The following is a 14,735-nucleotide window of genomic DNA, read 5'->3' on the forward strand; positions in this document are numbered from 1 at the left end:
TCAGATCCAGCCCAGCTCTCGTGCTTTGACGGCGGCCTCGTAGCGGTTGGCGACGGCGAGCTTGGCCATCGCCGACGACAGATAGTTGCGGGTGGTGCCCGCCGAGAGGTGGGCGCGGGTGGCGATCTCGTCGATGGACGCGCCGTCGATCGCGAACTCGAGGACGTCGGCTTCGCGCGGGGTCAGCACTGAGTCGCCGGTGCTGATCGCTTCGGCGGCGAGTTCCGGGTCGACATAGCGTCCGCCGTCGTGGACCGAGCGGATCACGGTGGCGAGGGTCGTAGCGGACGCCGTCTTGGGGAGGAATCCGCGCACCCCGATCGACAGCGCACGTTTGAGGTATCCGGGTCGGCCGTGGCTGGTGACGATCAGGCAGCCGGCGCCGGGGGTGAGCTTCAGGATCTGCTGTGCCGTCTCGATACCGTCGATGCCGGGCAGTTGCAGATCGAGGACGGCGACGGCGGTCGGCAGCCCGTCGTCGGCGCGGGCGCGCCACAGGTCGACGAGTTCTTCACCGGTCCCGACGTGGGCGATGACTTCCAGATCGTCCTCGAGGCCGAGCATGGTGGCCATCGCCGACCGGATCAGGGTCTCGTCGTCGGCCATAAGGACTGGAATCATGCCGTCTCCCAACGGATCTCAAGAGTGAATCGATCGCCGTCGGCGTCGGTGGTCAGGCGTCCGCGGACCTTGTCGAGTCGTTCGGTGAGGCCGCGGAGACCGGAGTGCTCGCCTTCGGCTGAGGTCACGCCGTCGTTGGTCAGGCTCATACCCGACGGCCCCAGTGTGAGGGTGGCGGTCCTCGCGGACGAGTGACGCACAATGTTGGTGGTGCCTTCGCGCACGACCCACGCCGCGGTCTCGTGGAGTTCTTCGGGGACGGTGCCGCTGTCGCCGTGGACCGTCAGTCGGCATCCGGCGGCGTCGAGAAGCGCTTGGGCGCCTGCGATCTCGCCGGTCAGATCGATCCCGCGGTAGCCGCGGACCAGCGAGCGCATCTCTTCGAGCGAGGCGACGGCAAGGGCCTTCACTTGATCCATCTCGTCGGCGGCTCGGTCTGCAGCGCCGGCGTGAGACAGTCGGGACGCGAGTTCGCTCTTGACCGCGATCGTGGAGAATCCGCGTCCCACCACGTCGTGCAGATCGCGAGAGAAGCGGAGGCGTTCCTCGGCCACGTGAAGCTGTGCCTGCGTCTCGCGCGCCTTGTCCAGGCCGTCGACGACGTGCAGCGCCCACAGCGACAGGCGGGTGATGGCCACGCAGGCGACGGTTACTGCCAACAGGGTGACGCTCACCGCCGCATAGCCGCCTGGTGCGCCGAACGCTGCGATTGTCGCGGCGACGGCTGCGACCGCGAGGAGCCAACGCCACCGCGAGAACGCGAACGTCGACAACGAGGCGAAGCCGACGACCACCCAGCCGACACCGAGGCCTGTCTCGGCGTCGAGGGAGGCCGCAACGTACAGCCCGCCGCCCCAGGCGGCCGCGAATCCGACGGCGCCCGCGATCGCGAGTCTGCGGTTGGCAGCCGAACCAGTTCGCGTCGTCAGTTCCGGCCGCGATTCGAAGGCGAGGACCGCGGACAGGGTGGCGAGCGCGGTCGCGACGACGACGCTGGGGTATTTGTGCCCGCTGACCATCGCGGTGAGCCCCACGATGATCGCGGTGCCCTCCAATGTCCACCTGGTGTAGACGCGATACTTCGCGGGTTCGGACAGGCGCTGCCACCGGTCGAGCGGAGCGAGGGGGGATTTGTGCCGGTCGAGCGGAGCTCGAGCGTTTTTCATCCGCGGTCGTCCCAGCGGAATCCTTTGTAGACGAGGGCGATCGCGATTGCGGTCCATATGACCAGTGTCGCAACTGGGCGGCCGGCTTCGGCGAAGGTACCGGCGAAATCGGCGACGGGAGCGTCGGCGCCCGCAGTGGCGGTCTTGCCTGCCGTGCCCAGGTGCATGAGGTCGGAGACCGCCGCGTACGGCGTCCAGCCGAGCAGGTCGGCGGCCCGGTCGGGGAGCGTGGAGCGGATGTTCCCCATCCCGACCATGGCGAGCGCCATCACGGGGAGCGACGTGATCTGCGCGGCTTCGGCGTTCTTGGTGAATCCGCTGGTGGCGAGGGCGAGGAGGCCGAACACGATGGCTCCGCCGACGAGTCCGATCGCCATCGCGAGCACGTTGACCGGTCCCGGTGCGCCGGTCGCGTACACGATGGCGCAGACGAGGAGCGACGACATCGTGGTGACGGCGACGCCGGGCACGTTGGGCGCCGCGAGGATCTGCCAGTCGGCGGCTTCCCCGGTGCGGAGCCGTTTCAGCACGCCTTCGCTGCGGCGGGTCGTGACCATCGAGAGCACCGTGTAGTACTGCACGAACATGAGGGCGAACAGCGCGAACATGTCGAAGGTTGCGGCGACCGCGTCCCGGTCGACCTGACCGTCGTTGCCGTTGCGGACGAGGAGGTAGGTCGCGACCGGCAGGAGGACCGGGAAGATCACGCCGGTGACGACGAGCGTCTTGTTGCGACGGAACTGCAGGAACTCGGCGCGTGCGAGCGACGCCAGGGGACTGCGACGGAATGTGGGTGCTGCGGTGGTCATGCGGTGACTCCGATCTTGTCGTTGTCCGCCGGTTCGCCCGCGAGGTCGAGGAACACCGATTCGAGTGACGCGGCGCGGGCGGTGAGCCCGGGGAGGGTGATCTGTTCGCGGTCGGCCCAGGCCAGGAGCGCGAGCAGGTCGTCTTGGAGACGGTGGGTGGTCAGCGAGACGCGTTCGCCGTCGATGCGCAGGTCCGCGAGCGGGGGCAGTGGCGCGCCCCGATGGTCGAGAGCCGAGCGGTCGAAGGCGATGGTCGACGGGTGACCGTCGACGATGTCGCGGAGCGTTCCGGATCGAGCGACGGCTCCGGCGTGCATGATCGCGATCCGGTCGGCGAGCGCTTCGGCCTCGTCGAGGTAGTGCGTGGTCAGGACCATGGTGACGCCTGCGGACTTCAGGTCGTCGAGCAACTGCCAGGTGGCGCGCCGGTTCTCGGGGTCGAGGCCGGTGGTCGGCTCGTCCAAGAACAGCAGTCGGGGCTGTCCGAGCAGCGCGCACGCGAGGTCGACGCGTCGCTTCTCGCCGCCGGACAGGGAGCCGACGCGGACGTCGGCGCGATCGGTGAGATGGACTTTGGTCAGCACGTCGTCGGCGGTCGTCGGATGCGTGCACGTGCCGCGCCACATCTCGAGAGTCTCGGTGACGGTCAGCTCGGCGGGGAGCCCGCCGGACTGCAGCATGATCCCCAGGTCGGGCCGGACCTGCCTGCGGTCCCGCATCGGGTCGAGCCCGAACACTTCGACGGTCCCGCCGTCGGGTGCGGCCAGGCCTTCGAGGAGGTCGAGGGTCGACGTCTTGCCCGCGCCGTTGGTTCCGAGCAGCGCGAACACCTCGCCGTGCGCGATGTCGAGGTCGACCCCGCGAACTGCGTGGTACGCGTCGTCGCCGTGCCCGTACCAGCGGTGCAGGTCGCGGGCGGAGACGGCGGCGCTCATCGGACGTTCCACCGGTTGCGCTCGCCGAACACCCAGCGACCCGCCAGGTAGACGGCGACGATCGCCGAGGCCGTTGTGATGAAGATCCACGATGCCTGGACGACGGCGAAGATGATCGCGAGAAGGACCGCGGTCGTCGCGATGACGAAGAGTTCACGTGATCGCGTCGGGGCGGGCCCGAGGCGGCAGCAGTCGATGAACAGGTCGTTCATGGAGGCTTCGCGGAACCCGGGAGCGTGGCGGTTGGGACTGGGAGCGTTCGCTGTCGTGTTCATGACTCCAGCGTCGTCGGAGGAGGCGCGCGCCAGTAGTGCGTCACGTCATCGGTCCGTGTGGGTTTCGCACGGGTCGGTGATGACAGATGTCATGAGGTGGTGTTCGGAGAACCGGGGCGGAACTGTCGTAGGGCGGTGCCATGATCTGCGCATGAGGATTGAGCGGGCGGACGCGTCGATCCTGCACGCTGACCTCGATTCGTTTTATGCCTCGGTGGAGCAGCGCGACCATCCCGCTCTGCGCGGCCGACCGGTGCTCGTCGGATCCGGTGTGGTGCTCGCGGCCAGCTACGAGGCCAAGGCGGTCGGCGTCCGGTCGCCGATGCCCGGACACGAGGCTCGCGCACTGTGTCCGACGGCGATCACCGTGCCGCCGCGGTTCGACGCGTACCTGGAGGCATCGCGCGCCGTGTTCGATGTCTTCGGCGATGTGACGCCGCTCGTCGAAGGCATCTCGGTGGACGAGGCGTTCCTGGATGTCGGCGGGATGCGAAAGATCAGCGGGACACCGGTGGAGATCGCCGCCCGACTCCGCGAACGGGTACGGATCGACGTCGGGTTGCCGATCACCGTCGGTGTCGCGCGCAGCAAGTTCCTCGCCAAGGTCGCCAGTGCGGTCGGCAAACCCGACGGGCTCCTCGAGGTACCGGCAGGCGGAGAACTCGCCTTCCTTCATCCGCTGCCGGTCCGCCGGCTGTGGGGTGTCGGCGAGAAGACCGAGGCGCGGCTGCGTGACGCCGGGATCAGCACGGTCGGCCAGATCGCGCAGTTCGGCGAGCGAGGGATGTGCTCGCTCCTCGGGCATGGCAGCGGCCGCCACCTGTACGCGCTGTCGATGGCGCGTGATCCGCGTCGTGTCGAGACTCGTCGACGTCGCGGTTCGATCGGCGCACAACGTGCACTCGGCAGGCGGATCAAGTCGGAGTCCGACATCGAGGCGACCCTGCTGGCCATCGTCGACCGGCTCGGTGCGCGGTTGCGTGGAGCGGACCGAATGACCCGGACCGTCGTCCTCCGCCTGCGCTTCCACGACTTCGATCAGGTCACGCGGTCGAGGTCGCTACGGGAGCCGACCGACTCGACCGCCGTGGTGCTCGCGGTGGCGCGCGGACTCCTCGACGAGGCGATGCCGCTCGTCCGCGACCGCGGATGCACGCTGATCGGACTGTCGTTGACCAACCTCGAGGATCACGGGCCGGTGCAGCTCGCGATCCCGTTCGATGCTCCCGACCACTCTGCCGACCTCGACCTCGCAGTCGACGCTCTACGGGGAAAATTCGGTCGCGACGCCCTCACCCGCGGCGCGTTACTGCACCGGGATCACGGACCGGACGCGCCGATGCTGCCCGACTGATTCAGCCGTCACGCCTCGCCGAACGTGAGAGCGCGGTTGGCTGCGGCGTGGGCGGCTTCGGCGACGAGGGGTGTCAAGGACAGTCGAGTGCGTCGTTCGAGAACGTCGTCGACGGTGACGGCGCCTTCCGCGACGACGCCGAACGTCAGCTCGGCTCCGGTGATGGACGTGCCGTCGGCGACCGGCGCGGCAAGGCCGGCGTCCGCGTCGCCGAGTGCGAGAACAGCAGGCGCCTCGGTTCCGTACTTGGCGACCAAGCGTTGCGGCGCCGATACTTTCGCAAGTTCGGACGCCGGGTCGTTGGATGCGGGTGCACCGACCAGACCCAGGGTTCGGGTCCGGCACGGCCCGGCCTGGAGACCGGAGGTCGCCACGGCGGCGTCGACCGCGTCCTGCGCCATGCGACGGTAGGTGGTGAGCTTGCCGCCGACCACGGTGACCAGGCCGTCGGCGCGTGTGAGGACGGCGTGCTTGCGGGACACATCCGAGGTCTCGCCCGCACCGGAGTCGAGGAGTGGCCGCAGACCGGAGAATGTCGCCAGGATGTCGTCGCGGGTCAGGGGAGTGCCGAGCGCGAGATTCACGGTGTCCAGCAGGAAGTCGATCTCCGACTCTTCGGCCTGGGGTACATCGGGGATCTCACCGGAGGTCTCCTCGTCGGTGAGCCCGACGTAGACGCGACCGTCCGGTTGGGGAAGGGCGAACACGTAACGACCGAAGTGTCCGGGAACGGCGACGGTGAGGCCTGCGCGCAGACCGCGGAAGCTGTCCTGGCTCATCACCAGGTGGGTTCCCCGGCTGGGACGAAGCGCAATCGACGAGTCCACCTGTGCCGACCAGACGCCGGTGGCGTTGATGACGGCCGAAGACCTGATCTCGAAGGTGTGGCCGGTCAGTTCGTCGGTGACGGCGACCGATGTTCCGGTCACCTGGTCGGCGCGAGCGTGGGTCAGAATGGTGGCGCCGAGCGACGCCGCGGTACGGGCGAGGCCGGTGACCAGGCGCGCGTCGTCGTTGAGCTGACCGTCCCAGTTGAGGAGGCCGCCGCGGAGACCGTCTCGTCGGACCGTCGGGGCCAGGGCGGCGACCTCGGCGGCTGGGATCCGGCTGGACCGGGCGAGCGTGGCCGACGGTGTGCGCGCAGCGATTCGCAGTGCGTCACCGGCCAGGAAACCGGCACGCGTGATGGCGGCGTCGAACAGCGACACGTCCTCGAGGAGGGGAACCACCTGCGGTAACGGGCGCACCAGGTGCGGCGCGATGTTCCGGATCAGCGCGTTGCGCTCCACGGCGCTCTCGTAAGCGATCCCGACGGCTGCGGACGCCAGATACCGGAGCCCTCCGTGCACGAGCTTGGACGACCATCGGCTGGTGCCGAATGCGAGGTCCCGGCTCTCGATCAACACCGTGGACAGCCCTCGTGACACGGCGTCGAGTGCCACTCCCGCGCCGGTGACGCCGCCGCCGATCACCACGAGATCTGCACTGGGAGCCGCGGTGAGTCGAGTCAGCTCGTCGGCACGCCTGGCGGGCGACAACAGCGACGCGGGGGCGATCGCGGGGTGCGAGGCCAGGATCTCGGAGGGGTGCACGGTCATGGGCGGAGGTACCTTTCCAGGAGATCGGAGAGTTCGTCGTCGAGTTCGTGGTCGTTGTCGGGATCGGCGAACACCGGACCGGTCAGTGCGAACGACCAGGCCATCTGGAGAACGGTGGTCGCGATGCGGTGCGGATCGCCGTCACGGATCTGCCCGCTGGACTGGCCGCGGCCGATCATCGTCTCGATCATCTCGAGCTGACTGCGGGACGTCCGGCCAGTGCGGTGCAGCAGGTACGGCATCAGGAACTCGGGGTCGAGTTCGACGATCCGTTGCAGCAGAGGATGCGCGCGTGCTTCGCGCACCAGGTGCACCAGCGTGATGATCATCGTCCGCCGCGTCGCGGGTTCATCGGTTACCGGAGCCTGTGCCGCGATGCGGGTGAACTCGCGCGTGGTGATCTGTGCGGCCAACGACTCCACGTTCGGGTAGCGACGGTAGAGGGTGGCGCGCGATACGTCCGCGCTGCGTGCGACGTCGGCCATGGTGGTTCGGCGGATGCCGATGGTGGACATCAGCCGGGTCGCGGCGTCGAGAATCGTGTCTTCGCTGATGGCGTTCGACGCCTGACGTCGTACTGGCGATTCAGACCCGTTGAGTTGCTGCGACATAATATGTAAGACTGTATCAGCAAAACCCAACGGAAGGTCGTCCATGACCCAGCGCGAGACCACCGTCGACGTCGTCGACTTCACCCCCGGCCGGTGGGGGAACCCGAATGACCAGATGGAACTGTCCGACTCGGTGCTCAAGGCGCTGACGATGCTCGGTATCGATGAGCCCGCTCCGACGCCCGTCGAGGTGGCGATCCCGCAGACCAGGCTCGACTCGGATGCGCACGGAGCGCTCACCGCGACTGGCGCACGGGTCGACTCTTCCGATGCTGCGCGCACCAAACGACTGCGCGGCTACTCGACTCCGGATCTTCTCAAGTTCCGTGCGGGCGACGGCGGCGACGCCCCGGACGCTGTCGTCGAACCGCTCGATACAGACCAAGTAGCCGCAGTGCTCGCCGTGTGCGACGACCGTCGCATCGGGTTGAGTCCGTTCGCGGGCGGCACGGCAGTCACGGGAGGCCTGGCGCCGGACCGTTCACGACCGGTCATCAGCCTCGATCTACGCCAGTTGACCGGACTGCTCGAGCTCGATGAGATCTCACAGATCGCCACGTTCGCGGCCGGTACCCGGTTGCCCGACGCCGAGCGCCTGCTGGGGGAGCACGGGTTCGAGCTCGGTCACTTTCCGCAGTCGTACGAGGGCGCGACGATCGGCGGCTGCGCGGTCACCAGGTCGGCCGGACAGTCGTCGATCGGCTACGGGCGCTTCGATGACATGGTGGTCGGACTGACGGTGGCCACGCCGACCGGCATCGCCGAGATCGGCACGGCGCCCAAGTCGGCTGCCGGCCCGGACCTTCGTCAGTTGTTCCTGGGCAGCGAAGGCGCATTCGGCGTCGTCACGACGGTTCGCGTGCACGTGCACCCGGTACCGACGGTGCGACGGTTCTACGGCTGGCACTTCTCCGACTTCGCATCGGGTTCGGCCGCCATGCGTGCCCTCGCGCAGTCCGCGGTGAAACCGACCGTGCTCCGACTGTCCGACGAGGCGGAGACGGGTCTCAACCTGGCGAACCCGTCTGCCGCAGGCAGTGCGTCCGCGTCCACCCCGGCGGGCGGTTGCCTCATGATCGTCGGATTCGAAGGCGACGAGGCCGACGTCGACTGCCGCGACACGTACGTGAGTGCGCGCCTCGCCGAGCTCGATGGCACACCGCTGGGCACCGAGGCAGGCGAGCACTGGCGGACCGGTCGCTTCCGCGGCCCGTACATGCGGGATCCGCTGCTCGATGCGGGCGCGCTGGTGGAGACCTTGGAGACGGTGACGTTCTGGTCGAACCTCGATGCGCTGAAGGTCGCAGTCACCGCGGCGATCACCGGGGCGCTCGGCGACCAGGGCACGCCAGCCGTCGTCATGTGCCACATCTCGCACGTGTACCCCACCGGGGCTTCCCTCTACTTCACGGTCATTGCGAATGCACTCGATGATCCGCAGAAGCAGTGGGCCGCGGCGAAATCGGCGGCGAACGCGGCGATTCGCGCCGCCGGTGCGTCGATCACGCACCATCACGCAGTCGGGACCGACCACCAGTCGACGTACCTGCAGGAGATCGGCGACGTCCAGGTACGAGCGCTACGCGCCGTGAAGGACGCCCTGGACCCGAACGGCGTCCTCAACCCGGGCGTGCTGCTGCCGTGAAGTCAGGACCCCGGACGTCGATTACGGCGGTGGTGAACCCCGTCTCCGGAGGTGGAGCCGCGAAGCGGCAGTGGTCTGCGGTTACCGAAGAACTCGCGCGCCTCGGCTACGCGGAGGTGCAGGTCGTCGAATCGGAGTCGTCCGAGCACGCGACGCGAGCGGGCGCCGACTCCGCGCGCAGGGGATCGGTGACGGTCGCGGTGGGCGGAGACGGGCACGTTCGCGACGTCGCCGAAGGCGTGCTGAGCGTTCCAGGCGCGTCGCTGGGCATCGCTCCTGCGGGCCGAGGAAACGACCTCACCAGGCACCTGGGGATTCCGCACGATCCGGTGGGGATCGCCGCCGTCATCGCGGGCGGAACGACCCGGCACATCGACGTCCTCGACGTCGCTCGCCCCGACGGCGGAACGTCGATCGCGGTCGGGAACGTGTACGCGGGTCTCGATTCGGTGGCCACGGAACTGATCAACGGCCTCCGGTGGATGGGCCCGATCGCTTACCGGGTGGCGCCTGTGCTCGCCGCGCTTCGGTGGAAGCCGGTCGACGTGACCCTCACCGTCGACGGCGAACGACGGAACGTACAGGCCCACATGGTGGTGATCGCGAACTCGGGCGATTACGGACACGGCCTCCGGGTGGTTCCGTCCGCCTCGGTCGACAGCGGCGACCTCCAGATCATGCTGTTGCACGGCAACCGGTCCAAATATCGGTTGGCGAGCCTGATGAAACAGGCGAAGACCGGTGCGCACGTCAGTCGGAGCGAAGTGGAGATCCTGACCGCGACATCGAGCGTCGAGGCGGCGTTCGGACGAGCCGTGCCGGTCCACGCCGACGGTGACTATCTGTGCGACCCGCCGGTCACCGTGAAGATCCGCCCCGGGGCGCTGCCCATCCTCGTCCCCTGACGGCTGGACGCGTCACGGGCCGACGGTCAGCACCACCTTGCCGCCCGCTCGCCCGCTCGCGACCAGACCGAGAGCGTCGACGGCGTCGGCCACCGGAAACGTGCCCGCTACGGGGACGGTCAGCTCGCCCGCGGCGACGAGGCCGAGCAGCGGGCCGCGCATCGCATCGCGGTACGCCGCGCTCTCTGGGTCCAGACCGGCGACGGCGACGAGACCGTGCTCGGAGGCCGCAGCCTTGTTCGCTGCGGTGATGATGCGGGTCCTGTCCTCGACGAGGGCGACCGACGCGTCGATCGCCTCGTCGGTTCCGGTCAGGTCTAGCGCCGCAACGGGATCGGTCGCCACGTCGCGGAGCCGGTCCAGGAGACCGTCGCCGTAGGGCACGGCGGTCGCACCGAACCGAGTCACCGCGCCCAATCGCTCGGGGCTGGACGTCCCCACCACGCGCACCTCGTCGCGGGCCGCCAACTGCAGCAGGGTGACGCCGACCGCCCCGGACGCGCCGTGCACGACGATCGTGTCGCCGGCGGCGACCCGCGTCCGATTCAGCATGTCGGCGGCGGTCGTTCCTGCCAACAGCAAGCCGGCCGCGGTCACGTCGTCGACCGAATCGGGGAGCACGAACGCCGTGTCGGCGGGAATAGTCGCCGTCGTCGCATACCCGCCGTGGATGCGGAACGCCACTACGCGGTCACCGACTGCGAGTGGCCCCGAACCGCCGATCGCGCCTGGTCCGACGGCATCGACGACGCCTGCGATCTCGTAGCCGATCGGCAGCGGAAACGACGTCGCTCGCGCCACGTGCTTGAGGTCGGCCGGGTTGACGCCTGCCGCCGTGACTGTGACTCGGATCTGATCCGGCCCGGGAACTGGGGCGTCGTAGTCGACGAGCCGAAAATCGCTGAGGCCACTCGTGCCGATCGCCTGCCACCGCTGGTTGCGCATGTCCCGAGAGTAGGTCACGCAGTGCTACGTCCGGACCGATGATTCCGCGGAGCACGCACGGCCATTAATGTGACCTGCATGACAAGCAATGTTGATGCGTCGAATCCCGATCTGGTGACGGTGGACGTTCCGACCCACTGGTACAACTTGGCCGCTGAGCTGGACGATCCGATTCCGCCGCACCTGCATCCGGGCACCAAGGAGCCGGTAGGCCCGGACGACCTCGCCGCTCTGTTCCCCTCGGGCCTCATCGCCCAGGAGGTGTCGACCGAGCCTTACATCGAGATCCCGGAACCGGTCCGCGAGATCTACAAGATGTGGCGGCCGTCGCCGCTGATCCGGGCCCGCCGGCTCGAGGAGGCGCTGAACACCAAAGCCCGCATCTACGTCAAGTACGAGGGCGTCAGCCCGGTCGGCAGCCACAAGACGAATTCGGCTGTCGCACAGGCCTATTACAACAGCGTCGACGGTGTGAAGAAGCTGACGACCGAGACCGGAGCCGGACAGTGGGGCAGCGCCCTCGCCTTTGCGGGCGCGCAGTTCGGGATCGACGTCGAGGTCTGGCAGGTGCGGGCCTCGTACGACTCGAAGCCGTACCGCGGCTTCCTGATCCGCACCTACGGCGGCACCCTGCATCCGAGCCCGTCTGATCTGACCGAAGCCGGTCGCGCGATGCTCGCGAAGGATCCGAACACCACAGGAAGCCTCGGCATGGCGGTGTCGGAGGCAGTCGAGGTCGCAGCGAAGAACGACGACACCCGATACGCGCTCGGCAGCGTCCTCAACCACGTCGTGCTGCACCAGAGTGTCATCGGTCAGGAGGCGGTCGACCAGTTGTACGCCGTCGAACCGGGCGGCGCCGACGTCGTCTTCGGTTGTGCCGGAGGCGGATCGAACCTCGCCGGACTGTCGTTCCCGTTCATCCGGGAGAGGCTCGACGGGCGCAGCAGCCCGCGCATCGTCGCGGCGGAGCCCTCCGCCTGCCCGTCGATCACGCAGGGCGAGTACCGCTACGACCACGGCGACGTCGCAGGCCTCACTCCGTTGCTCAAGATGCACACGCTCGGCATGGACTTCGTCCCGGACCCGATCCACGCGGGCGGCCTGCGGTACCACGGCATGGCACCGGCGCTGAGCCACACCGTCGAACTCGGACTGGTGGAGGGCATCGCGATTGAACAGCACGATGCGTTCAACGCGGGCGTGCAGTTCGCGCGTACCCAGGGCATCGTGCCCGCGCCGGAGTCGACACACGCGATCGCCGCGTGCGCCGCCCACGTCGCGAACAGCGACAAACAAGAAGTGGTCGTCATCGGGTTGTCCGGCCACGGCCAACTCGATCTGCCGTCGTACGCGAGCTTCCTCGACGGGGGCTTCTGAACGGCAGGGCTTCTGAACGGGTGCGCCTGAAAGCAGTACGCTCATCGGACTTGGTGGACTAATAGTCCTCGGAGGTCGATGAGCGTACTGATTTCTGCACCATGTCCCGGTCCCTGACACTTCGGGCGCGGTGGCGGCGGGCCCGAGTGATCGCTCGGACGTCTTCGAGGACCTCATCCCAGCCGTACAGGATGTCGCCGTAAGTGAGTCGCATCGTCATCCACCCGTCGACGAGCGCTCGTCGGTCGCGGTCGTGGTCGCGCTGGTAATCCTCCCGACTGGAGTGGTGGAGCACTGAGTCGCATTCGAGGATGAGCATTCCGATGCGCAGGTCCGACCACTGCACGCCCGCGATGTGCGGTTGGACGACCACCTCGTAGCCGAGGCCCCGCAAACGTACCCGCGGGATGCTCTCGGTTCCCGACTGCGACCTTGCGTCCGTGCGGTACAGGAGATCTCGGACGGTCGGTCCGATCCTGCCCATCTGGACTGCGAGATCCTCGGTCGCCGTTCCGCTTCGGTTCAGGTAAGAGTCGCAGACGGCGATCCACTCATCTGGGCGGAGGCACCGCGCCGCGTACTTGAGGGCGACCGGAACGGAGTCGACGGCGTTGTCCGTGCCGCGGACCGGGCCTTGCAGCGGAGCGCACGCGGGATGTCTGCCGGTCATGTTCGGGCCGCGGCGAAGGTGGAGGTCGTCGTGGCCGGGCGGTACCCACAGCCCATGGAAGGTCAGCGCCGACACGCACGCCAGCACTCCGCCGTCGCGCACGGCCATGGCTACTGTCGGGTCGTGCAGGCGGGAGGAGATCCAGCCGTGTCGAAGCCGGTGCAGGTCGCCTGCCCGGACCGCGCGACGTATGTCGGCATCGGAATAGCCGAGCGCACGCAACTGGCTTCGCGTGTAGATCCCCGAATCCTCCATGTCAGGTCAGACGCAGCGAGAGCCCAGCCGGTTCCGTGACACTCCGAAGCGGCGTCCTGGGGCGCGAAAGTCGGTGGGGATTCGCCGGTGGGCCGAATCACTGTTTAAGCTGGACGTATGTCGAAAGTGCTGAGCTCTCTGCCCATTGGGGAGCGCGTTGGTATCGCGTTCTCGGGTGGCCTGGATACGACCGTCGCCGTTGCCTGGATGCGTGAGAAGGGCGCGATTCCCTGCACGTACACCGCTGACCTCGGTCAGGCCGACGAGCCGGACATCGCGTCCGTGCCCGGTCGCGCAGGTCAGTACGGCGCCGAGATCTCGCGTCTCGTCGACTGCCGGTCGGCGCTCGTCGAGGAGGGCCTGGTCGCCCTCCAGTGCGGCGCGTTCCACATCCGCTCGTCGGGCAAGACCTATTTCAACACCACTCCGCTCGGCCGCGTCGTCACCGGCATGCTGCTGGTTCGCGCCATGAAGGAGGACGGTGTCGACATCTGGGGCGACGGCTCCACCTACAAGGGCAACGACATCGAGCGGTTCTACCGCTACGGCCTCATGGCCAACCCGCAGCTGCGCATCTACAAGCCGTGGCTCGACACCGACTTCGTCGAAGAGCTCGGTGGCCGCGACGAGATGAGCCAGTGGCTCACCGAGCGCGACCTCCCGTACCGCGACTCGCAGGAGAAGGCGTACTCGACCGACGCCAACATCTGGGGCGCCACGCACGAGGCGAAGACGCTCGAGCACCTCGACCACGGTCTCGACGTCGTAGAGCCGATCATGGGCGTCGCCGCATGGCGCGACGACGTCGAGGTCGCGACCGAAGACGTCTCGGTCCGCTACGAGCAGGGCCGACCGGTAGCAATCAACGGCGAGGTGTTCGACGACGCCGTCGCGCTGGTCCTCAAGGCCAATGAGATCGGCGGCCGCCACGGCCTCGGCGTATCGGACCAGATCGAGAACCGCATCATCGAGGCCAAGTCGCGCGGCATCTACGAAGCCCCCGGCATGGCGTTGCTGCACATCGGCTACGAGCGGCTGGTGAACGCGATCCACAACGAGGACACCGTCGCCAACTACCACAACGAGGGTCGTCGCCTGGGCCGCCTCATGTATGAGGGTCGCTGGATGGACTCGCAGGCACTGATGCTGCGCGAGTCGTTGGTTCGCTGGGTCGGTTCGGCGATCACCGGCGAGGTCACCATCCGACTCCGTCGCGGCGACGACTACCACTTCCTCAAAACCGAGGGCCCCGCTCTCTCGTACCACCCGGACAAGCTGTCGATGGAACGTGTCGGCGACGCGGCGTTCGGTCCGGCCGACCGTATCGGCCAGCTGACCATGCGCAACCTCGACATCGCCGACTCGCGTGCCCGCCTCGAGCAGTACGCAGAGCTCGGAATCGTCGGTGGAGCCACCGCTGACCTGGTCGGCGAGCTGTCGGTCGGCGGCGCGCAGGCGATCGCAGGCGGCCAGCCCGAAGATCCGGCGTCCGAGTCGCTCGACCGTGCGGCGATCGACTCCGGCGTCGACTAGGTCCGCATGGTCACTTGAGTCAGACGATGATCG

Annotated in this window: 14 protein-coding genes; 5 read left to right on the plus strand and 9 right to left on the minus strand. The window is 68.1% G+C overall.

Annotation, left to right across the window (positions count from 1 at the left end):
* The 5 genes from L5G32_RS17075 to L5G32_RS17095 are packed head-to-tail and all read right to left on the minus strand — an operon-like array spanning position 1 to position 3,806.
* Positions 1–621 carry a response regulator transcription factor gene (locus L5G32_RS17075; protein WP_237012284.1) on the minus strand — a complete coding sequence of 207 codons (621 nt, stop codon included), beginning with the start codon at positions 619–621 and terminating at the stop codon, positions 1–3.
* Positions 618–1,787: a sensor histidine kinase gene (locus tag L5G32_RS17080; protein WP_237012285.1), complete on the minus strand. Its 1,170-nt coding sequence runs from the start codon at positions 1,785–1,787 to the stop codon at positions 618–620. Before L5G32_RS17080 ends, L5G32_RS17075 begins: the two co-directional genes overlap by 4 nt.
* Positions 1,784–2,596 carry an ABC transporter permease gene (locus L5G32_RS17085; protein ID WP_237012286.1) on the minus strand — a complete coding sequence of 271 codons (813 nt, stop codon included), beginning with the start codon at positions 2,594–2,596 and terminating at the stop codon, positions 1,784–1,786. Before L5G32_RS17085 ends, L5G32_RS17080 begins: the two co-directional genes overlap by 4 nt.
* Complete coding sequence (locus L5G32_RS17090; RefSeq protein WP_237012287.1) at positions 2,593–3,531, minus strand: ABC transporter ATP-binding protein; 939 nt, start codon at positions 3,529–3,531, stop codon at positions 2,593–2,595. The genes L5G32_RS17085 and L5G32_RS17090 overlap by 4 nt, the downstream gene beginning before the upstream one ends.
* Entirely contained in the window at positions 3,528–3,806 is a 279-nt protein-coding gene (locus L5G32_RS17095; RefSeq protein WP_237012288.1) for a hypothetical protein, read from the minus strand. Before L5G32_RS17095 ends, L5G32_RS17090 begins: the two co-directional genes overlap by 4 nt.
* 151 nt (positions 3,807–3,957) lie before the next feature.
* Between L5G32_RS17095 and dinB the strand changes: the two genes are divergently transcribed.
* On the plus strand, positions 3,958–5,160 hold the full coding sequence (gene dinB, locus L5G32_RS17100) for a DNA polymerase IV (RefSeq protein ID WP_237012289.1): 1,203 nt from the start codon (positions 3,958–3,960) through the stop codon (positions 5,158–5,160).
* A gap of 8 nt (positions 5,161–5,168) precedes the next feature.
* On the opposite strand, the gene L5G32_RS17105 is transcribed toward dinB, so the two are convergent.
* Together L5G32_RS17105 and L5G32_RS17110 are read right to left on the minus strand one after the other, a co-directional pair.
* On the minus strand, positions 5,169–6,758 hold the full coding sequence (locus tag L5G32_RS17105) for a glycerol-3-phosphate dehydrogenase/oxidase (RefSeq protein WP_237012290.1): 1,590 nt from the start codon (positions 6,756–6,758) through the stop codon (positions 5,169–5,171).
* A complete protein-coding gene (locus tag L5G32_RS17110; RefSeq protein WP_237012291.1) occupies positions 6,755–7,369 on the minus strand; it encodes a TetR/AcrR family transcriptional regulator in 615 nt (204 codons plus the stop codon). The genes L5G32_RS17105 and L5G32_RS17110 overlap by 4 nt, the downstream gene beginning before the upstream one ends.
* 43 nt (positions 7,370–7,412) lie before the next feature.
* Here L5G32_RS17110 and L5G32_RS17115 point away from each other — a divergent pair, with 43 nt between their 5' ends.
* Both L5G32_RS17115 and L5G32_RS17120 read left to right on the plus strand, forming a co-directional pair.
* Complete coding sequence (locus L5G32_RS17115) at positions 7,413–9,014, plus strand: FAD-binding oxidoreductase (protein ID WP_237012292.1); 1,602 nt, start codon at positions 7,413–7,415, stop codon at positions 9,012–9,014.
* 29 nt (positions 9,015–9,043) lie between these two features.
* Positions 9,044–9,919: a diacylglycerol/lipid kinase family protein gene (locus L5G32_RS17120; RefSeq protein WP_237012293.1), complete on the plus strand. Its 876-nt coding sequence runs from the start codon at positions 9,044–9,046 to the stop codon at positions 9,917–9,919.
* A gap of 12 nt (positions 9,920–9,931) precedes the next feature.
* Here the strand turns inward: L5G32_RS17120 and L5G32_RS17125 are convergent, their stop codons facing one another.
* Positions 9,932–10,864, minus strand: coding sequence for a quinone oxidoreductase family protein (locus tag L5G32_RS17125; protein ID WP_237012294.1), 933 nt, complete (start codon positions 10,862–10,864; stop codon positions 9,932–9,934).
* A 78-nt stretch (positions 10,865–10,942) separates the two neighbouring features.
* On the opposite strand from L5G32_RS17125, the gene L5G32_RS17130 reads away from it, so the two are divergent.
* Positions 10,943–12,244, plus strand: a complete 1,302-nt coding sequence (locus tag L5G32_RS17130; RefSeq protein WP_237012295.1) for a TrpB-like pyridoxal phosphate-dependent enzyme — start codon at positions 10,943–10,945, stop codon at positions 12,242–12,244.
* A 58-nt stretch (positions 12,245–12,302) separates the two neighbouring features.
* On the opposite strand, the gene L5G32_RS17135 is transcribed toward L5G32_RS17130, so the two are convergent.
* Positions 12,303–13,169: a type IV toxin-antitoxin system AbiEi family antitoxin domain-containing protein gene (locus L5G32_RS17135; RefSeq protein WP_237012296.1), complete on the minus strand. Its 867-nt coding sequence runs from the start codon at positions 13,167–13,169 to the stop codon at positions 12,303–12,305.
* A 117-nt stretch (positions 13,170–13,286) separates the two neighbouring features.
* On the opposite strand from L5G32_RS17135, the gene argG reads away from it, so the two are divergent.
* The gene (gene argG, locus L5G32_RS17140) at positions 13,287–14,702 is read left to right on the plus strand and encodes an argininosuccinate synthase (protein ID WP_237012297.1); all 1,416 of its coding nucleotides are present in this window, start codon (positions 13,287–13,289) and stop codon (positions 14,700–14,702) included.
* Positions 14,703–14,735 lie beyond the last annotated feature (33 nt).

Origin of the sequence: Gordonia zhenghanii (assembly GCF_021738965.1) — a bacterium.
Lineage (GTDB): Bacteria > Actinomycetota > Actinomycetes > Mycobacteriales > Mycobacteriaceae > Gordonia > Gordonia zhenghanii.